At 75.6% G+C, this 19,764-nt stretch carries 16 protein-coding genes; 10 read left to right on the forward strand and 6 right to left on the reverse strand.

Going from position 1 to position 19,764, the window contains the following annotated elements; all coding sequences use genetic code 11:
• Window positions 1-2: 2 nt before the first annotated feature.
• From ACRYM2_RS10860 to ACRYM2_RS10880, 5 genes are read right to left on the reverse strand one after another with little or no spacing between them, the layout of a single operon-like run.
• The gene (locus ACRYM2_RS10860; RefSeq protein ID WP_432522228.1) at window positions 3-902 is read right to left on the reverse strand and encodes an ABC transporter permease; all 900 of its coding nucleotides are present in this window, start codon (window positions 900-902) and stop codon (window positions 3-5) included.
• Window positions 899-1,960, reverse strand: a complete 1,062-nt coding sequence (locus ACRYM2_RS10865) for an ABC transporter permease (RefSeq protein WP_432522230.1) — start codon at window positions 1,958-1,960, stop codon at window positions 899-901. Before ACRYM2_RS10865 ends, ACRYM2_RS10860 begins: the two co-directional genes overlap by 4 nt.
• The gene (locus ACRYM2_RS10870; RefSeq protein WP_432522232.1) at window positions 1,944-3,530 is read right to left on the reverse strand and encodes an ABC transporter substrate-binding protein; all 1,587 of its coding nucleotides are present in this window, start codon (window positions 3,528-3,530) and stop codon (window positions 1,944-1,946) included. Before ACRYM2_RS10870 ends, ACRYM2_RS10865 begins: the two co-directional genes overlap by 17 nt.
• 53 nt (window positions 3,531-3,583) lie before the next feature.
• Window positions 3,584-4,402: an SWIM zinc finger family protein gene (locus ACRYM2_RS10875; protein WP_432522233.1), complete on the reverse strand. Its 819-nt coding sequence runs from the start codon at window positions 4,400-4,402 to the stop codon at window positions 3,584-3,586.
• A gap of 1 nt (window position 4,403) precedes the next feature.
• Complete coding sequence (locus ACRYM2_RS10880; protein ID WP_432522235.1) at window positions 4,404-7,445, reverse strand: DEAD/DEAH box helicase; 3,042 nt, start codon at window positions 7,443-7,445, stop codon at window positions 4,404-4,406.
• A 196-nt stretch (window positions 7,446-7,641) separates the two neighbouring features.
• Between ACRYM2_RS10880 and ACRYM2_RS10885 the strand changes: the two genes are divergently transcribed.
• The 4 genes from ACRYM2_RS10885 (at window position 7,642) to ACRYM2_RS10900 (ending at window position 11,093) form a co-directional block, all read left to right on the forward strand.
• Entirely contained in the window at window positions 7,642-8,253 is a 612-nt protein-coding gene (locus ACRYM2_RS10885) for a hypothetical protein (protein WP_432522237.1), read from the forward strand.
• A gap of 102 nt (window positions 8,254-8,355) precedes the next feature.
• Entirely contained in the window at window positions 8,356-8,742 is a 387-nt protein-coding gene (locus ACRYM2_RS10890; protein WP_432522239.1) for a hypothetical protein, read from the forward strand.
• Window positions 8,743-8,973: 231 nt separating this feature from the next.
• The gene (locus tag ACRYM2_RS10895; protein WP_432522241.1) at window positions 8,974-10,554 is read left to right on the forward strand and encodes a methyl-accepting chemotaxis protein; all 1,581 of its coding nucleotides are present in this window, start codon (window positions 8,974-8,976) and stop codon (window positions 10,552-10,554) included.
• 134 nt (window positions 10,555-10,688) lie between these two features.
• A complete protein-coding gene (locus ACRYM2_RS10900; RefSeq protein WP_432522243.1) occupies window positions 10,689-11,093 on the forward strand; it encodes a hypothetical protein in 405 nt (134 codons plus the stop codon).
• Here ACRYM2_RS10900 and ACRYM2_RS10905 read toward each other — a convergent pair.
• Window positions 11,090-11,698 (reverse strand): GNAT family N-acetyltransferase, encoded by a 609-nt coding sequence (locus ACRYM2_RS10905; protein WP_432522245.1) that lies wholly within the window; start codon window positions 11,696-11,698, stop codon window positions 11,090-11,092. The genes ACRYM2_RS10900 and ACRYM2_RS10905 overlap by 4 nt on opposite strands.
• Before the next feature lie 249 nt (window positions 11,699-11,947).
• Here ACRYM2_RS10905 and kdpF point away from each other — a divergent pair, with 249 nt between their 5' ends.
• The 6 genes from kdpF to ACRYM2_RS10935 are packed head-to-tail and all read left to right on the forward strand — an operon-like array spanning window position 11,948 to window position 19,729.
• Window positions 11,948-12,037, forward strand: a complete 90-nt coding sequence (kdpF, locus tag ACRYM2_RS10910) for a K(+)-transporting ATPase subunit F (RefSeq protein WP_432522247.1) — start codon at window positions 11,948-11,950, stop codon at window positions 12,035-12,037.
• Window positions 12,037-13,704, forward strand: a complete 1,668-nt coding sequence (gene kdpA / locus ACRYM2_RS10915) for a potassium-transporting ATPase subunit KdpA (RefSeq protein WP_432522249.1) — start codon at window positions 12,037-12,039, stop codon at window positions 13,702-13,704. The genes kdpF and kdpA overlap by 1 nt, the downstream gene beginning before the upstream one ends.
• Complete coding sequence (kdpB, locus tag ACRYM2_RS10920; RefSeq protein WP_432522251.1) at window positions 13,701-15,806, forward strand: potassium-transporting ATPase subunit KdpB; 2,106 nt, start codon at window positions 13,701-13,703, stop codon at window positions 15,804-15,806. Before kdpA ends, kdpB begins: the two co-directional genes overlap by 4 nt.
• A gap of 6 nt (window positions 15,807-15,812) precedes the next feature.
• Window positions 15,813-16,427: a potassium-transporting ATPase subunit KdpC gene (kdpC, locus tag ACRYM2_RS10925; RefSeq protein WP_432522253.1), complete on the forward strand. Its 615-nt coding sequence runs from the start codon at window positions 15,813-15,815 to the stop codon at window positions 16,425-16,427.
• Window positions 16,428-16,430: 3 nt separating this feature from the next.
• Window positions 16,431-19,052 (forward strand): sensor histidine kinase, encoded by a 2,622-nt coding sequence (locus tag ACRYM2_RS10930; RefSeq protein ID WP_432522255.1) that lies wholly within the window; start codon window positions 16,431-16,433, stop codon window positions 19,050-19,052.
• Window positions 19,049-19,729 carry a response regulator gene (locus tag ACRYM2_RS10935; RefSeq protein WP_432522257.1) on the forward strand — a complete coding sequence of 227 codons (681 nt, stop codon included), beginning with the start codon at window positions 19,049-19,051 and terminating at the stop codon, window positions 19,727-19,729. The genes ACRYM2_RS10930 and ACRYM2_RS10935 overlap by 4 nt, the downstream gene beginning before the upstream one ends.
• Window positions 19,730-19,764 lie beyond the last annotated feature (35 nt).

Here is a 19,764-nt window from a genome sequence, read left to right on the forward strand (position 1 = left end):
GCTCACAGCGCCCTGCTCCCGACGGCCTGCTGGGTGCGCGGGTCCAGCGCGTCCCGCAGCGCGTCACCGATGAAGTTGAAGGCCAGGACGATGCTGACGATCGCCAGGCCGGGGAAGGCGGCCACCCACCAGGCGGTGAAGTTCTGCACCCCGTCGGAGACCATGAGCCCCCACTCGGGCGTGGGCGGCACGGTGCCCAGCCCGAGGAACGACAGCCCCGACAGCAGCAGCACGGCGTTGCCGAAGTCCAGGGTGGCGAGCACGAGCACCGGGCCGGTGACGTTGGGGACGACGTCGCGGCGCAGCGAGGTGAACCAGCCGATGCCCATGAGGCGGCCGGCGACCACGAACTCCCGGTCGCGGGCGCCCAGGACCAGCGAGCGCGTCACGCGGGCGTACTGCGGCCAGGTGACGACGAGCATCGCGACGACGGCGTGGGTCAGGCTCGGCCCGAGCGCCGCCGCGACCCCCATCGCCAGGATGATCGTCGGGAAGGCGAGGACGAGGTCGGCCAGGCGCATGAGCACCTCGTCGACGACGCCGCCCAGCAGCCCGGCCACCGCGCCGACGAAGGAGCCCAGCAGCATCGAGAGCACGACCAGCAGCAGCGAGAGCGGGATCGACACGCGGGCCCCGGCCACGACCCGGGCGAACACGTCGCGCCCGAGGCTGTCGGTGCCGAACCAGTGCTCCCCGGAGACGGGGGCCAGCCGGTCGGGCGACTGCGCCAGCGGGTCCTGCACCGGCAGCAGCGGGCCCAGGAGCACGACGAGCAGCCAGGCGAGCGCGATCACGACGCCGACGGCGGTCAGCGGCGAGCGCGGCCGCAGCGAGCGCCGCAGCCGGCCGGGGCGGGCCGGCGGGGCGGCCGGGGCGGGCCGCGCGGGCGTGGTGGCGCTCACCGGCGGCGCACCCGCGGGTCGACCAGGGCGGTCAGCACGTCGACCGCGAAGTTGATGCTGATGTAGGTGACGCCCACGACGAGTCCCACTCCCATGACGGCCTGCAGGTCCAGCCGGGTGGCGGACTGGTAGGCGTACTGGCCCAGCCCGTGCCAGGCGAACACGGCCTCGGTGAGCACCGAGCCCGACAGCAGCGAGCCGAAGCTGAGGCCGACGACGGTCAGGATCGGCACCAGCGCGGCGCGCAGGACGTAGCGCAGGACGACCGTGCGGGCCGGCAGCCCCTTGGCGCGCGCGGCGGTGACGTGCTCGGCGGACAGCACGTCGAGCACCGCCGAGCGCGAGAAGCGGGCCAGCAGCCCGACCGCGTACAGGGTCAGCACGATGCCGGGCAGCAGCAGGTGCGCGACCGCGTCGGTGAACGCGGCGGTGTCCCCGGCCAGCAGGCTGTCCACGGTCAGCAGCCCGGTGACCTCCGGCGGTGGTGCCGTCCGCGCGTCCAGGCGCCCCGAGCCGGGGAACCAGCCCAGCCGGTAGAAGCCGACGTAGAAGAGGATGAGCGCCAGCCAGAACGTCGGGGTGGAGATGCCGACGAGGCTGAGGACGCGCACGACGCCGTCGACCGGGCGGTGGTGGCGCAGCGCCGCGAGCAGGCCGGCGCCGACGCCCAGGAGGACGGAGACGACGAGCACGAACAGCGCCAGCTCCAGCGTGGCGGGGACCGCGTCGCGCAGGTCCTCCAGCACCGGCCGGCGGGTCTGCGCGGACGTGCCGAGGTCGAAGTGGACCAGCCGCTGCAGGTACAGCAGGTACTGCACCGGCAGCGGGCGGTCCAGGCCCAGTTCGCTGCGGAACCGGGCGACGACCTCGGGGTCGGCGGCGGCCTGGTCGCCGAGCACGGCGGCGACCGGGTCCGCCGGCACGAGGGTGGTGAGCACGAAGGTCACCAGCGTGACGCCCCACACCAGCAGCAGGCTGACGAGGAACCGGATCCCCAGGTAGCGCAGCAGCGGGTGGCCGCCGCGCGCGGGGGCGGCCGTCTCAGGAGAGGGCGGCAAGGTCCAGGGTCCAGATCGGGTTGAGCGCGACGTCGCGCAGGTCGGCGGAGGTGACGACGTTCTGCGCCGGCTGCACGATCGGCACGAACGGGCCGTCGACGTTCATCTGCCGCTGCAGCTCCTGGTAGGCCGCGTCGCGCGCGTCGGGGCCGGAGGCGGCGCGCGCCGCCTCGACCAGCGGCATCACCTTCGCGGCCGTGGGCGACTGCGGCGTCCAGCCCGCCCGCAGACCGACGTTCTCGCCGGGGGTGAAGGCCAGGTAGTTCGAGGGGTCCGGGAAGTCGGGGCCCCAGTAGGCCAGGCCGGCCTGGAACCGGCCGCTGCGGAAGGAGTCCAGCGACGTCGCCGACGGCTTGGGAGCCAGGGTGATCGTGATGCCCACCGCCTGCAGCTGCGACTGGACGGCCTGCGCGAGCAGCTGCAGCTGCACGCCGCTGACCGCGACGTCGTTGGAGAAGAGGAACTCGACCGGCTCCCCGGCGTAGCCGGACTGCGCGAGCAGCTGCTTCGCGGCGGCCACGTCGTGGGAGTTCGACGGGTCGGACTCCAGGTGCCCGACGAACTGCGAGGGGACGACACCGCCGGGCTGCACCGAGCCCTCGCCGGTCAGCTCCAGCAGCGCGTCGTAGTCCAGCGCCCTGCGCACGGCCTGCACGAACAGCGGGTCGGCCGCGGGACCGCCGTGGGCGGGGTCGGTGTTGAACCAGGCGAAGATCATGTAGGACGACGCGGTGCTCACGACGGCGGTGCGGCCGCCGTCGAGGCCGTCCACCTCGTCGGCGGACAGGTCGGTGACGATCTGCGCGGTGCCGGACTGCACGTTGATCTTCTGGGTCGCCGGCTGGACGTTCTCCAGCACGACGCGGCCGAACGCGGGCGCACCGCCGCCGTAGGAGGGGTTCTGCTCCAGCACGACCTGGCTGGTCACCTGCAGGGTGTCGAGCCGGTACGGGCCCGACCCGGCGGAGGTGGAGTTCAGGAAGGTCTCCGCGGCGTCGTCCGGGCCCGTCGTCCCGCCGTTGGCCTGCACGAGCTCGGAGTCCAGGATGCCCAGCGAGGGGTTCGGCAGGATGTAGGGCAGCGCCGGGTTCGGCGTCTCGCTGGTCAGCGTGACCGTCCTGTCGTCGACCTTGGCGACGGTGACGCCGTCGAGCAGGAAGCTCGGGTTGCCCTTGACGCCCTGCACGCGCTGGTAGGAGAAGACGATGTCGTCGGCGTCCACGGCGGAGCCGTCGGCGAACAGGTGCTCGCCCTCGACCGTCAGCGTCAGCACGCGCTGGTCGTCGGAGAGGGTGTACGTGCACACCTGCGCCACGGGTTCGCTGACGTCGGAACCGGTGTAGGTGAGCGCGGTCTCGTACAGCTGCTTGTTGAGCATCGCCCCCGTCAGCTCGAACGAGCGGGCCGGGTCGGCGGTCTTGAGGTCGAAGGCGTTGTCCACCACGAGCGAGCCGCCACCCCCGGGACCGCCGGAGCCCTCGGACTCCGGCCCGGAGTCGGAGCTGCAGCCCGCGACGGCCACCGCGGTCGTCGCGAGCCCTGCTGCGGAGAGGAAGTGGCGACGCCGCATGGGGAGACAGCTCCTGAGGTCGGGCGGACAGGCGGAGCCCGATTGTGCACCCCTCAGGTTTCCTGGAGGTTTCTCCCGCCCGTTGCGGACCCCGGCGTGTCGCGCAGGGCCAGCAGCAGCGGGCGCAGCGCGTCCGCCGTCCCCTCGGCACCGGGACCGAGCACCACGTCGTCGAGGTCGTCGGCGACCGTCCGCCCGGGGACGGCCCGCGGAACCCCCAGCGCGGGCAGCCCACCGCCGACGCGGTGGAAGCCCGCCAGGTGCACCGACAGGTCCTCCACCGGCGCCGACGGCCCGCTCGCGGCGGTCTGGACGCGCCCCAGCAGCTCGGCCAGCTCGACGCCGCGCAGCAGCAGGGCGGTGGCGGGTTCCGCGTCGAGGCGCTCGGCGAGGGCGTACACGACGGCGGCGGCGTGCTTGCACGGTTCGGCGTCGTCGGGGCAGCTGCAGTCGTAGGCGACCTCGGCGTCCGCCGGCAGCAGCTCGACGCCGATGCCGGCGAGCAGGTCGACCAGGCCGGGCGGCACGTCCCCGGCGAACAGCGGGGCCAGCAGCAGCGGGTTCTCGACGACGACCGCGACGACGGCCTCGACCTCCGTGGCGCTCCAGCGGCGGACGCCGATCTCGACGAGGTAGGGGCGCGGTCGCGAACCCTGCACCCGCGCACCCACCGCCCCCGGGCGCGGGCGCAGCTCGACGACCTGGCCGGCGCGCGCGTACGCCCGCCCGCGCTCCAGCCGGCCCGGGCTGCCCGTGGCCTCCAGGTGCGCGGTGAAGCGCTGCGACCACCACGTCTGCGCGATCGCGCCGCGCCGCGAGCGCAGCCGCTCCCCGCGCCCCGGCCGCCGCCGCCCGTACCCCTCGAAGGCCACGTCAGTCCCCCACCGCGTCGGCGCCGAGGCTGAGCAGCTCGCGCAGCGCGTCCCCGTCGAGCTCGGTGATCCACCCCTCGCCGCTGCCGACGACGGCGCCGGCGAGGTCGCGCTTGCGCTGCACGAGGGCGTCGACGCGCTCCTCGACGGTGCCGGCGCTGACGAGCTTGCGCACCTGCACCCGCCGCTGCTGGCCGATGCGGTAGGCGCGGTCGGTGGCCTGGTCCTCCACGGCGGGGTTCCACCAGCGGTCCACGTGCACGACGTGGTTGGCGGCCGTCAGGTTCAGCCCCGTGCCGCCGGCCCTGAGCGAGAGCAGCAGGACGCCGTGCCCGTCCGCCTCGGAGAACTCCGCCACCATCGCGTCGCGCTGCCGGCGCGGCACGCCGCCGTGCAGGAACGGCACGGGTTCCCCGGTGCGCTCGGCCAGGTGCGGGGCGAGCATGTGCCCGAACTCCGCGAACTGGGTGAAGCACAGCACCTTCTCGCCCTCGGCGCGGGCGCTGGTGACGATGTCGTCGAGCAGTTCCAGCTTGCCCGAGCGGTGCCGGCCGCGGTGCAGCACGCCGGAGGCGTCGCCGAGGTAGTGGGCGGGGTGGTTGCAGACCTGCTTGAGGCGCGTCAGCGCCGCGAGCACCAGGCCCTTGCGCGAGACGCCCTCCACCTCCGGGTCGGCCAGGCGGCGCACGAGCTCGTCGACGACGGCCCGGTACAGCCCGGCCTGCTCGGGGGTGAGGTTCGCGCGCACCGTCATCTCGATCTTCTCGGGCAGGTCGCCGGCCACGGCGGGGTCGGTCTTGACCCGCCGCAGCACGAAGGGGCGCGTGACGACGGCCAGCCGGCGGGCGGGTCCCTGCTGCCCCAGCTTCTCGATCGGCACCGCGAAGGTGTCGCGGAAGTGCGCGGCCGAGCCCAGCAACCCGGGGTTGGTGGCGTCCAGCACCGCGCGCAGGTCCTCCAGCCGGTTCTCCACCGGGGTCCCGGTGAGCGCCACCCGGTGCTGCGCCGGCAGCGCCCGCACCGCCCGCGCCGCGCGGGTCGCGGCGTTCTTGACGTGCTGGGCCTCGTCGAGGGCGACCCGCCGCCAGGGCACCCGGGCGAGGTCGGCGGCGTCGCGCACCAGCAACCCGTAGGTGGTGACGACGAGGTCGTGCCCGGCGGCCACCGCCGCCAGGTCCGCGCCCCGGGGACGAGCCGGACCGTGCTGGACGTGCACCCGCAGGCCCGGTGCGAAGCGGGCGGCCTCCGCCTGCCAGTTGCCCACGACCGACATCGGGCACACCAGCAGCGTCGGCCCGCCGCCGGGGACCCGCGCGTCCCCGTCCCGCGCGTCCCCGTCCCGCGCCTGCTCGTCCTGCGCGTGCTCGTGCACCAGCAGCGCCAGCAGCTGCAGCGTCTTGCCCAGGCCCATGTCGTCGGCGAGCACCGCGCCCAGCCCCAGCCGCGACATGGTGGCCAGCCAGGTCAGCCCCCGGCGCTGGTACGGGCGCAGCACGGCCCGCAACCCCGGCGGGTCCGCCAGCTCCGGCAGCCGCTCGGCCGCCCGCCCGGACAGCACGTCGCCCAGGACGCCGCGCGCGTCGACGGAGGTGACGGGCGCGGGCAGGTCGCGGCCGGCGCCGACGAGGGCGAGCACGTCGCGCACCGGCGCGGAGCCGCTGCCGCGGGTGCGCAGGAACCGCGCGCTGCGGCGCAGGTCCTCCAGGTCCACCTGCACCCACTCGCCGCGGAAGCGCACCAGGGAGCTCTTCGCGGCGGCCAGGTCCAGCAGCTCGGCCTCGCTCAGCGGCGTCCCGCCCAGGGCCGCCTGCCAGCGGAAGTCGACGAGGTCGTCCTTGCGCAGCTGCGGGTCGGTGACCGCGCCGGGCTGGGCCGCGGAGGCCTCCAGGGACAACGAGACCGCCTTGCGGGTCCAGCGCCGCGGCAGCTGCAGCGCGATGCCCGCGGCCGCCAGCCGGGGGCCGCCGCGCTCGACGAGGTCCAGCAGCTCCTCCACGCCCAGCTCGACGCCCGCGGCGGAGGCGGCGTCGGCGCCCGGGCCGGTCAGCAGCCGGCGCAGCGGCGGGTGGGCCGCGCCGGCGCGCGCGGCACCGGACAGCAGCAGGAGCAGCGGGTCCTCGTCGCCGGCGGAGCGCCCGCCCTCGGCGCGCGCCTGCGCGAGGTCCAGCACGAGGCTGGGCTCGTCCAGCGGGCGCAGCCTCAGCTGCAACCGCCAGGTCTCCTCGGCGCCGTCCTGCTGCCACGCACCGGGTTCGACGACGCGCAGCAGCACGTCGCAGCCGCTGTCCTGGCCGCTGCGCTGCCACTCGCGCACCCGGCGCACCAGCGCCTGCGCGCTGCCGGGTGCCCGCACCGGCTCCCCGGTGCGCAGCGCCAGCAGCCACTGGCGCACCGCCGGGGCGGCGGGCAGCGGCCCGGCGGCCACGTGCGCGGTGCGCTGCGCGGCGAGCACGTCGGTGACGACGGCGCAGACGTCGTCGACCAGCGCCGCGGCCGTCGGCGGCGCCGCTCCGGCCTGGGCGCGCAGCACCGGCGGGCAGACCTCGGCGAGCGCGGTGCGCCAGCGCTGCACGCGCCGGTCCGGCAGCGGCACCCAGCCCGCCAGCAGCTCCCCGTCGTGCACGGCGAGGTCGGGGACGACGTGCCCGGCGTCGACGGCGGTGCGCGCACCCGCCGCCACGTGCGCCAGCCAGCGCAGGCCGTCGCCGGCCACGGCGGCCGCGGGGCCGGCGACCTCGGCCAGCACGTCGACCGCCTGCCGGCCGTGCAGCTGCACGACCTCCAGGTCCACCGGCAGCAGCCGCCAGTCCTCGCGCGGGCGGGCGCCGGAGGCCGCCGGCCGGCCAGCGGCGGTGCACGGCAGCAGCACGCCCAGCGGGCCGCGGGGGCGGGTCAGCGCGCCGGCCAGGTGCGGTGCGGCCGGGGCGGCCGCCGCCAGCTGCGCGAGGTCGCCGGCGCGCGCGCCGCCGGGCCGCCGCCGCGGCACCTCCACCCACAGCGCCAGCGTCCGCGCGCGCGTCCAGAGACCGTGGACGAGGAGCACGCGCGGCAGCCTACGACCGGCCACCGACACCCCCGCCGCTCCCTCGCCCGTCCCCGACCCGTCTTCGCGCCACGTGGCGCGGGACATCGCCGAACTCACCCGTCCGGCCCAGCGCCCGTGCCATGCTCGCTCACGGCTACCGCACGGGGTGCGGCGCTCGGGGGAGCGGCCACGTCCGTTGGACCGGGGGGTTCCGATGTTCCGCAAGACCTTCGCCGTGCTCACGGCGATCTTCGTCGTCCTCGTGGGAGCGGCGCCGGGGGCCTCGGCCGCCCCGCGCGCCGGCCTGCGCGTCAGCGCCACGGCCGTGCAGACCACCGGCCCGCAGCAGTCGCCGGTCGACTGGAGCTGCCAGGCGGTGCACCCGCCCTACAGCAGCTGCGGCTACGCGTTCGCCACGCTGACCGTCCGGGGTTTCGACGCCTACGGCGGCCTCGCCGAGACGGGCGAGGCCGACCAGTTCGGCGGCATCGACTGGGCGGCCTCCAGCGCCCGCTTCACCGAGGTCTACACCTGCGGCGACAGCCGCCGCCCGCGGGTGCTCACCACCCGCATCGGCGGCAGCGGCATCTGGTACGGGTACGACTCCTTCGCAGGACCGGCCAGCCGCGTCGACTCCGACACCGCGAGGCTGCGCGCCGCCTTCCAGCTGCCGAGCCCGCTGCACACCACCGCCTGCCCCCGCGAGACGCGCTTCCAGCGCGGGTGGCTCTCGGAGGTCCGCGTCGTCTTCACCGGCGGCGGCGGCGCTCCCGGTGCCACCTGGCGCGTGCCGGGCAGCCACGTCGTGGCACCCGTCCCCGCCTGAGCGCCGCCCCGCCGCGGTGTTCCCGGGAACCCGTCGGGGGAGTTCCCGGGAACACCGCCGCGCTGGACGGCGCGGGCCGGGGAGCTCGAGCGGCACTTCGAGGTGGGGCACCCGCTGGGCCTGCCGAGCTTCGCCTACGCCGGCGAGGCGGCGCTGGCGCTCGTCCTGGCGGACCCGGGCGGTGAGCTGACCCGCCTGCAGCAGCAGGCCAGGAACTGCCCGCCGGCGCTGCGCGAGGCCGTCGTCGCCTCGCTGGAAGAAGCCCGCTCCCTGCTCGGCGGTGCGCGCAAGGCCGTCCCGCGCGACGACGGCGCCCACGTGGCCGGTTGCCTGTTCCGCCGTCCTGCCGTGCGCGCACGCCGTGCACGCCCGCACGGGGAGCTGGGTCGTCAACGAGAAGGGCGCGGTCGCGGCGGCCCGGACGCGCTGGGGGCCGCCCTCGACGCGGCCCGGGCACTCGCCGACGACACCGCGGCCGCCTGCTCCTGAGCCCCCGCGCCCCCGCGCTCCCGTGCCCCCGCGCTCCCGTGCCCCCGCGCCCCCGCGCTCCCGTGCCCCGGTCGAGACCGAAGCCGGGGCGCGCGGGGATCAAGACCGGTGCCGCCGTCGCCGATGGACACGGGGAGCGGCCCTCGACGGCGCCCGGCGGACGCCGGGAGCGCGCCGGAGCACGGGGGAGCAGCACGGGCGACGGAGCACGAGCGGAACGCGGGGAGCGGCATGAAGCGCACGGCGGGGCGGTCCATCGCGGCACGCCTGTTGACCATCGTCCTGGTCGCCGCGGTCGGGGTGGTCGGCGTCAGCGCGCTGGCCGCCCTGCAGGTGCGCGACCGCATCATGGCCGAGCGCGAGGCCGCCACCCGGGCCGTGGTGGAGACCGCCCTGGGCGTGGTGCAGCACTACGGCGCCGAGGCCGCGGCCGGCCGGCTGAGCGAGGCCGACGCCCAGCAGCAGGCGCTGGCCGCGGTGGCCTCGCTGCGGTACTCCGGCGAGGAGTACTTCTGGATCAACGACACGGGCCCGACCATGCTCATGCACCCCGTGAAGCCCGAGCTGGACGGGACGGACCTGTCGGCCAACGCCGACCCCGACGGCAAGCGGCTGTTCGTCGAGATGGTCGACGTCGTGCGCGCCGACGGCGCCGGGTTCGTGGAGTACCAGTGGCCCCGGCCCGGGGCCGAGGACCCGCAGCCGAAGGTGTCCTACGTCGCCGGCTACGAGCCGTGGGGCTGGGTCGTCGGCTCCGGCGTCTACGTCGACTCCGTCTCGGCGGCCGCGCTGGCGGACGCCGAGCGCCTGGCGGCGGGCTCCCTCGTGCTGCTCCTGGTGTGCGCCGCGGTCTCCTGGGCCATCGGGCGCAGCATCGTGCGGCCCATCCGCCAGGCGACCGAGGTGCTGGCCCGCGGCGACCTGTCGGTGCGCCTGGACACCGGTCGCGGGCAGACCGAGCTGGAGCAGCTGGCGGTGGCCCTCAACGGCACGCTGGCGCGCGCCGAGGCCGTCGTGCGCGACGTGTCCACCGCCGCCGGGCAGCTGGACGCCGCCGCCTCGCAGCTCGTGGGCTCCAGCGACCGGATCGCCCGCGGCGCCGCCGACACCAGCCGGCGCGCCGAGGAGGTCTCCGGCGGCGCCGTCGACGTCACCGGCCGCATCGCCGAGCTGTCCACCGGTGCGCAGGACATGGGCACCGCCATCGTGGAGATCACCCGCAACGCCCAGGCCGTCGCCCAGATCGGGCAGGAGGCCGTCGCGGTCGCCTCCGAGACCAGCCGGGCCGTCGCCGAGCTGGGCCGCTCCTCCTCCGAGGTCGGCAGCGTCGTGAAGACCATCACCGCCATCGCCGAGCAGACCAACCTGCTGGCCCTCAACGCCACCATCGAGGCCGCCCGCGCCGGCGAGATGGGCAAGGGCTTCGCCGTCGTCGCCGGCGAGGTCAAGGAGCTCGCGGGCCAGACCGCCCGCGCCACCGACGACATCACCGGCCGCATCAGCGCCATCCAGGCGGCCGTGGCCGACGCCGCCGCCCGCATCGAGCAGGTCAGCGAGATCGTCGGCCGCATCGACGACTACCAGGGCACCATCGCCGCCGCCGTCGAGGAGCAGGCCGCCACGACCGACGGGATGAGCCGGCAGGTGGACTGCGCGGCCGAGTCCGGCCGGGTCATCACCGCCACCCTCGACGGCGTGGTGGGCGCCGCCCGGCGCACCGCCGAGGACGTGGAGGGCATCCGCGCGGCCGCCCGCGACCTGGCCGGCACCTCCTCCCGGCTGCAGCGGGCCGTGCAGGCGTTCTCCGCCTGAGGACCGCCCCGCACCGCGTCCGCACCGCGTCCGGACACGGTGCGGACACGGTGCGGACACGGTTCGGCGTGCGCTCCGCCGGGACGTGCACTGGAATGACGCACGTGCAGCTAGGGGCCACTGCCGCCGAATCCGTGACCATCGAGGGCAGGGACGTCGTCCTGCGCGCCGAGGGACGCACCGAGGTGTACGACCTCGCCTACGTGCGGATGCTCGTGCCGTACCTGCGGGGTGAGCGCGACCTGCCGCCGATGCGGCTGGCGCACTTCCGCCCCGGCATGAAGCCGTGGATCTGCCTGAGCGTCATCGCCGACGACGGGTCCGAGCCGGACCTGTCCGGCGTCGCGATCTACTCCGGCCTGGGCACCCACCGCGAGATGGGCCTGCACCTGAGCCGGTCCGAGGCGTGGCGCCTGGCCGAGATGCTGCAGCCGGTCACCTGCGAGCTGGAGACCGGCGCTGCCGAGCGCGAGGCCCTCCACCGCGACGGCACCGCCGAGGACGGGCTCGACGACGGGGAGCAGGACCGCGCCGCCTAGGCCACGAGCGCGCGCACCTGCCCGGCGGTCAGCGGGCGGTCGGCGAACAGCAGCAGGGTGGCCGACGGGTCGGGGTCGCGCGCGTCGGGGCCGCGCCAGACCTCGTGCAGCCCGGCGCGCCGCACGGCCCGTGCCGAGCGCTCGTTGCGCCCGGCGACGACGGCGGTGACCGGCAGCTCCGGGTGCGCCCGCCGCGCCCCGTGCGTGCCCGCGGCCGCGACCTCCTGGGCGTACCCCTGCCCCCAGCGGTCCGGGTGCAGGGTGAAGGCCAGGTTCCAGGCGGTGGCCGCCGCGCGCAGGCTGCAGCCGCCCACGCCGACCAGTTCCCCCGCACCGGGACCGGGCGCGGTCCTGGCCACCCACAGCCCGAGGCCCGTGCTCCGCCAGCCCGCGCGCCAGCGCTCGACGAGCTCCAGCGTGCGCGCGGGCGAGGTGTGCCGCAGGACCGGGTCGCCCTGCCAGGTGCGGGGGTCCGAGTACAGGGCGAACAGCTCGGGCACGTCGTCGGGGGAGGGGGTGCGCAGCGACAGCCGGGCCGTCCTCGCGTCGTGCGCCGGCCCGTGCGCCGGCCCGGTGCACCCGCTGGGGTCCTCCGGCACCGGCACCGCCCCAGCATCGCAGCCGGGAGGCGGTCGAGGGGCGCCCGGGGGCGACGTCAAGGACGCGTCAAGGCGCAGGTGGGCGGCGTCAAGGAGGTGTCAGGACCGGCGGCGGGGCGCGCCGCCGGTGCTGTGGTGGGGCCGTCCGACCGACCCGCCTCCTCCTGGAGTTCCCGTGCTCGACGTGGGGTACACCGCCCTGACCCTGGTGCTCGCCGTCGCCGCCTGCCTGCTCGTCCGCGCGCTGGAGCGCCGGTGAGCGCCGCCGCGGCCGCCGGCCTCGTGCTGGCCGTCGCCACCGCCGGCTACCTGCTGTACGCGCTGCTGCGCCCGGAGAGGTTCTGATGACCCTCTCCGACACCGCGGCGGGGCTGCTGCAGATCGGCCTGCTCGTCGTCCTGCTCGCCGCCGTCCACGTCCCGCTCGGCGACTCCATCGCCCGCGCGCTCAGCAGCACCCGCCACCTGCGCGTCGAGCGCGGCGCATACCGGCTGCTGCGCGTCGACCCCGACGCCGACACCCGCTGGCCGAGCTACGCCCTGTCCGTCATCGGCTTCTCGGCGGTCTCCACCCTCTTCCTCTACGCGTTCCTGCGCCTGCAGCAGCACCTGCCGCTGTCGCTGGGGATGCCGGCGATGGAGCCGGCGCAGGCGTGGAACACCGCCGTCTCCTTCGTGACGAACACGAACTGGCAGTCGTACTCCGGTGAGGCGGCGCTCGGCCACCTCGTGCAGATGGCCGGGCTCGCCGTGCAGAACTTCCTGTCCGCGGCCGTGGGGCTGGCCGTCGCGATCGCCCTCGTGCGGGGTCTGGTGCGCCCCGGCTCCGGCACGATTGGGAACTTCTGGGTCGACCTGGTCCGGAGCACGCTGCGGGTCCTGCTGCCGCTGGCGTTCGCCGGCGCGGTCGCCCTGCTCCTGACCGGTGTCGTGCAGAACTTCACCGGCGCCACCACGTACACCACGCTGGCCGGCGGCAGCCAGACGATCGTCGGTGGTCCCATCGCCTCCCAGGAGGCCATCAAGGAGCTCGGCACCAACGGTGGCGGGTTCTTCAACGCCAACTCCGCGCACCCGTTCGAGAACCCGACGCCCATCTCGAACGTCGTCGAGGTCTTCCTGCTGCTGGTGATCCCCTTCAGCCTGCCGCGCACCTACGGCACGCTGGTCGGCAACCGCCGCCAGGGCGGTGCGGTGCTGGCCGTCATGGCCGGCATCTTCGCGGTCTCCCACGCGATCACCCTCTACGCCGAGACGCACGCGCTGGGTTCCGCGCCGCAGGCGGTGGGCGCGGCGATGGAGGGCAAGGAGGTCCGGTTCGGCGAGTGGGCCTCGGCGCTGTTCGCGACCGCCACCACCTCCACCTCCACGGGGGCGGTGAACTCCTTCCACGACAGCTACACCGCCCTGGGCGGTGGTGCGCTGCTGGTCAACATGATGCTGGGCGAGGTGACTCCCGGTGGGGTCGGCTCCGGCCTGTACGGGATCCTCGTGCTGGCGATCATCACCGTCTTCGTCGGCGGCCTCATGGTCGGGCGGACCCCGGAGTTCCTCGGCAACAAGATCCGCCAGCGCGAGATCACCCTCGCCGCGCTGTACACCCTCGCCACCCCCTTCGCCCTGCTGACCGGCGTGGCGATCGCCCTGTCCAGCGAGGCCACCCGCTCGGCCGTGCTCAACCCCGGCCCGCACGGGCTCAGCGAGGTGCTGTACGCCTTCACCTCCGCGGCCAACAACAACGGCAGCGCGTTCGCCGGCATCAGCGTGAACACGCCCTTCTACAACACCGCCCTGGGGCTGGCGATGCTCATCGGGCGCTTCCTGCCGATGCTGCTCGTGCTGGCGCTGGCCGGCAGCTTCGCCGCGCAGCGGCCGGCCGCACCCACGGCGGGCACGCTGCCCACCCAGACCCCCACGTTCGCCGGCATGCACGCCGCGGTCGTCGTCGTCGTGACCGGTCTGACCTTCTTCCCCGCACTGGCCCTCGGACCCCTGGCAGAGGCACTGGCATGAGCACGCCCACCCTTCCCGACACCCGCGGCGCGGCCGCCGCCCCCGCCGGGACCCCGCACCGCGTGGCCAGCGGCGCGTTCAGCCCGCGCCAGCTGGTCTCCTCGCTGCCGGACGCGTTCCGCAAGCTGGACCCGCGCCACCTGGTCCGCACGCCCGTCATGTTCGTCGTGGCGCTGGGGGCCGTCCTCACCACCGTGCTGGCCGTCCTCGACCCCTCCGTCTTCGCCTGGGTCATCGTGGCGTGGCTGTGGATCACCGTCCTGTTCGCCAACCTCGCCGAGGCCGTCGCCGAGGGCCGCGGGCGCGCCCAGGCCGCCTCGCTGCGCAAGGTGAGCACCGACACCGTTGCGCGCCGCCTCGACGCCGGGCGCACCGAGGTGCGGGTCCCCGCCAGCGCCCTGCGTGTCGGCGACCTCGTCGTCGTCGACGCGGGGGAGACGGTCCCCGGTGACGGCGACGTCGTCGAGGGCGTCGCCAGCGTCGACGAGTCCGCCATCACGGGGGAGTCCGCCCCCGTCATCCGCGAGTCCGGCGGCGACCGCAGCGCCGTCACCGGCGGCACCACGGTGCTCTCCGACCGCATCGTCGTGCGCATCACCGCCAAGCCCGGCGAGAGCTTCGTGGACCGGATGATCGCTCTCGTGGAGGGTTCCGCGCGCCAGCGCACGCCCAACGAGATCGCCCTGAACATCCTGCTGGCGAGCCTGACGCTGGTGTTCCTGCTGGCCGTCGTCACGCTGCAGCCGATGGCCGTCTACTCCGGCCGCCCGCAGAGCGTCGTGGTGCTCGTCGCGCTGCTGGTCTGCCTGATCCCCACCACGATCGGCGCGCTGCTGAGCGCCATCGGCATCGCCGGCATGGACCGCCTCGTGCAGCGCAACGTCCTGGCGATGTCCGGGCGTGCCGTCGAGGCCGCCGGCGACGTCGGCACCCTGCTGCTGGACAAGACCGGCACCATCACCCTCGGCAACCGGCAGGCCCACGAGCTGCTGGCCGCCCCCGGCGTGACGCTGGCGGAGCTGGCCGACGCGGCGCAGCTGTCCAGCCTGGCCGACGCCACCCCCGAGGGCCGCTCGGTCGTCGTGCTCGTCGAGGAGCGGCACGGCCTGCGCGCCCGCGCCGAGGGCGAGCTGCCGGGTGCGGTGTTCGTGCCGTTCACCGCGCAGACCCGCATGTCCGGTGTCGACCTCGTCACCGCCTCCGGTCCGCGCCAGGTCCGCAAGGGCGCCGCGGCCGCGGCCACCCACTGGGTGCGCACCCTCGGCGGGGACGTGCCGGCCGAGGTCGGGCAGGTCGTCGAGGACATCGCCACCGCGGGCGGCACCCCGCTCGTCGTGGCGGAGAACTCCGCCGCGGGTGCCCGGGTGCTGGGCGTGATCCACCTCAAGGACGTCGTCAAGGAGGGGATGCGCGAGCGCTTCGAGCAGCTGCGCGCCATGGGCATCCGCACGGTCATGGTGACCGGGGACAACGAGCGGACCGCGCGGGCGATCGCCGCCGAGGCCGGGGTCGACGACGTGCTCGCCGAGGCGACCCCGGAGGACAAGCTGGAGCTCATCCGCCGCGAGCAGTCCGGCGGCCGGCTGGTGGCGATGATGGGCGACGGCACCAACGACGCGCCCGCGCTCGCGCAGGCCGACGTCGGCGTCGCCATGAACACCGGCACCTCGGCCGCCAAGGAGGCCGGGAACATGGTCGACCTGGACTCCAACCCCACCAAGCTCATCGAGATCGTCGAGATCGGCAAGCAGCTGCTCATCACCCGCGGCGCGCTGACGACGTTCTCCATCGCCAACGACATCGCCAAGTACTTCGCCATCATCCCGGCGATGTTCGTCACCACCTTCCCCGGCCTGGACGCCCTCAACGTCATGCGGCTGGCGACGCCGGAGTCGGCCATCGTCTCCGCGGTCGTCTTCAACGCCCTGGTCATCGTGGCGCTCATCCCGCTGGCCCTGCGCGGGGTGCGCTACCGCCCCGCCGGCGCCGCCTCGCTGCTGCGGCGCAACCTGTGGGTCTACGGCCTCGGCGGGATCGTCGTCCCCTTCGTCGGCATCAAGCTCATCGACCTCCTCGTCTCCACCGTCCCCGGGATCGGCTGACACGTCATGTCCTCCACGCAGTCCTCCGCACCGTCCTCCACGTTCACCCAGCTGGTGCGCCAGTCGCGCACCGCGCTGCTGGCGCTGATCGCCGCCACGCTCGTCCTGGGCCTGGCCTACCCGCTGGCCGTGTTCGCGGTCGGCCGGCTGGTGCCCGCCCGCGCCGACGGGCAGGTCGTCTCCGCCGACGGCCGCGAGGTCGGCTCCGCGGTCGTCGGCCAGGCCTTCGAGGGTGAGCAGTGGTTCGTCCCGCGGCCCTCGGCGGCCGGGGACGGCTACGACCCGCTCGCCTCGGGCGCCTCCAACCTCGGCCCGGAGAGCCGGGACCTGCTCGCCGCCGTCGAGGAGCGCCGCGCCGCGGCCGCCGCGGCCGACGGCACCGCCCCCGCCGACGTCGCCCCCGACGCGCTCACCGCCTCCGGTTCCGGCCTGGACCCGCACGTCTCCCCGGAGTACGCGCAGCAGCAGGTGGCCCGCGTCGCGGCCGCCAGGGGGCTCGGCGAGCAGCAGGTCGCCGACCTCGTCGCCGAGCACGTCCAGGGCCGCTCGCTCGGCTTCCTCGGCGAGCCGCGGGTGAACGTCCTGGAGCTCAACCTGGCCCTGCAGGCGCTGCAGCCCTGACGGATGGACGACACTCCTGTCGTGGACGAGAGGCGTCGGGGGCGGTTGCGGGTCTTCCTGGGGGCCGCCCCCGGCGTGGGCAAGACCTACGCCATGCTCGACGAGGCCCACCGGCGCGCCGAGCGCGGCACCGACGTCGTCGTCGCGCTCGTGGAGTGCCACCGCCGCGAGCGGACCGAGGCGCAGCTGGCAGGGCTGGAGGTGCTGCCGCGGCGCGTGGTGAGCCACCGCGGCATCGACGTGGCCGAGCTCGACGTCGACGCGGTCCTGCGCCGGCGCCCGCAGGTCGCCGTCGTCGACGAGCTCGCGCACACCAACGCCCCCGGCTCCCGGCACGCCAAGCGCTGGCAGGACGTCGAGGAGCTGCTGGCCGCCGGCATCGACGTCGTCTCCACGGTGAACATCCAGCACCTGGAATCGCTCAACGACGTCGTCGAGCACATCACCGGCATCGAGCAGCGCGAGACGCTGCCCGATGCGGTCCTGCGCCGCGCCGACCAGGTGCAGCTGGTGGACATGACGCCGGAGGCGCTGCAGCGCAGGCTCTCCCACGGCAACGTCTACGCCGCCGACCGGGTCGACGCGGCCCTGTCGAACTACTTCCGCACCGGCAACCTCACGGCCCTGCGCGAACTGGCCCTGCTGTGGCTGGCCGACCGCGTCGACGAGGGCCTGGAGCGCTACCGGGCCCAGCAGGGGATCGAGGCCACCTGGCCGGCCCGCGAGCGCGTCGTCGTCGCGCTCACCGGCGGCCCGGAGGGGGCGACGCTGGTGCGCCGGGCGGCGCGCATCGCCAGCCGCGGCGCCGGCGGGGAGCTGCACGCGGTCCACGTCGCCAGCGGCGACGGGCTGGTGCGCTCCTCGCCGGCCCGCCTGGCCGCCCAGCGCGAGCTGGTCGAGAGCCTGGGCGGCACCTACCACCAGGTCGTCGGCGAGGACGTCGCGGCCGCGGTGCTGGAGTTCGCCCGCGGCCTCAACGCCAGCCAGGTCGTCGTGGGCGCCAGCCGGCACCGCCGGATCTCCTCGCTGTTCCGGCGCGGTGTCGGCGACGCCGTCGTGCGCGGTTCCGGCGCCATCGACGTCCTCGTCGTCACCCACGAGCAGCAGCCGCGCCCGTTCGGCCTGCCGCGCCCGGCGCGCGCGGCGCTGTCGGGCGGGCGGCGCGCGCTCGGCTGGCTGGTGGCGCTGGTCGGGCCGCCGCTGGCCACGAGCCTGCTGCTCCTGCTGCCGCACCAGGACCTGTCCACCGACCTCATGGCCTTCCTCGTGGTCGTCGTCGTCGCCGCGCTGGCCGGCGGGGTGCTGCCCGCGCTGGCGGCCGCGCTCATCGGCAGCCTCGCGGTGAACTGGTTCTTCACCCGGCCCACCGGGCGGCTGACCATCGCCGAGCCCGCGAACGCGGTGGCGCTGGCCGTCTTCCTCATCGTGGCGCTGGCCGTCTCCAGCACCGTCGACCGCGGCGCGCGGCGCTCGCGGGAGGCGGCGCGCAGCCGCGCGGAGTCGGAGGCGCTGTCGGTGCTCAGCCGCACGGCGCTGCTGGCGCGCGACCCGCTGGAGGAGGCGCTGCGGCACACCCGCGAGACCTTCGCCGTGGAGTCGGTCTCGCTGCTGGAGCGCGAGGAGGTGTCCGCGCCGTGGCGGCTGGTGGCCTCCACCGGGGAACCGGCCTGCACCCGGCCCACCGACGGCGACGCGGAGGTGGTGGTCGAGGACCTCACCTGCCTGGTGCTGCGCGGGCGGCTGCTGGGTGCCGGCGACCGCCGCGTGCTGGAGGTCTTCGCCGCCCAGATCGCCGCGGTCCGCCAGCGCCAGCGGCTGCGCGCCGAGGCCGCGCAGGTGCGTCGGCTGGAGGAGGGCGACGCCGTGCGCGGCGCGCTGCTGACCGCCGTCTCGCACGACCTGAGGACTCCGCTGGCCACCCTCAAGGCGGCCCTGGACAGCTTGTGCGCCACCGACATCCAGCTCAGCGGAGCGGACCGCGCGGAACTGCTGGAGTCCGCGGCCGCCTCGGCGGACCGGTTGCAGGCGCTCATCGACGACCTGCTGGACCTCACCCGGGTGCGCAGCGGGGCGGTGGAACCGCAGCTGGTCGTCGTCGACCTCGAGGAGGTCGTCGCGGGTGCGGTGGGCGACCTGGCCGGTTCCGGCGACGGCGCGCGGGTGCGCGTGGACCTGCCGCCGGACTTGCCGCCGGTGTCCACCGACCCCGGTCTGCTGCAGCGCGTCGTCGCCAACCTCGTGCAGAACGCCGTGCGGCACGGCGTCCCGGCGGGCGGGTCCGCGGGCGGCGGTGCGGGCGGCGGTGCGGGCGGGGGCGTGGAGGTGGTGGCCTCGGTGTCGACCGAGGACGCCCGGCGGGTCGCGCGGCTGCTCGTCGTCGACCACGGCCCCGGGCTGCCGGGGCCGGCCAAGGAGCAGGCGTTCACGCCCTTCCAGCGCCTCGGCGACCGCTCCACCGCCGGCCTGGGCCTGGGGCTGGCCGTGGCGCGCGGGCTGGCGGAGGCCGTCGGCGGCGCCCTCACCGCGCAGGACACCCCCGGCGGGGGGCTGACGATGGTGCTGGACCTGCCGCTGGCCGGGCACGCGCACGAGCTGCTGGAGGCTCCGGCAGGATCGGTCCCGTGAGCAGGGTGCTGGTGGTCGACGACGAACCGGGGTTGCGGCGGGCGCTGTCGATCAACCTCTCCGCGCGCGGCTGGGAGGTGACGGTGGCCGCCGACGGGGCGAGCGCGCTGGAGGCCGCGGCGGCCGGCCACCCCGAGGTCGTCCTGCTGGACCTGGGCCTGCCCGACCTCGACGGCCTGGAGGTCATCGCCGGGATCCGCGGCTGGAGCCGCGTGCCGATCATCGTGCTCACCGCGCGCACCGCCTCCTCCGACGCCGTCGACGCCCTCGACGCGGGCGCCGACGACTACGTGACCAAGCCGTTCGCCATGGACGTGCTGCTGGCGCGCCTGCGGGCCGCGGTCCGCCGCGGCGCGGACGCCTCCGGCGGCGCCCCCGAGGTGGTCGACTCCGGCGACCTGCACATCGACCTGGCGCGGCGCACCGTCACCCGCGGCGGGGAGGCCGTGAAGCTGACCCCGACGGAGTGGCACCTGCTGCAGGTGCTCGTCACCAACGCGGGCCGGCTGGTGACGCAGACGCAGCTGCTGCAGGAGGTCTGGGGGCCCTCCTACGGGCGCGAGACGAACTACCTGCGGGTCTACGTCGGGCAGCTGCGCCGCAAGCTGGAGCAGGTGCCCTCGGCGCCCGTGCACCTCATCACCGAGCCGGGCATGGGGTACCGCTTCGAGCTGTGAGCGCCGAGCCGCCGCCGCGGCCGCGGGGACGGGGC

Source organism: Kineococcus aridisoli, assembly GCF_050871885.1.
GTDB lineage: Bacteria > Actinomycetota > Actinomycetes > Actinomycetales > Kineococcaceae > Kineococcus.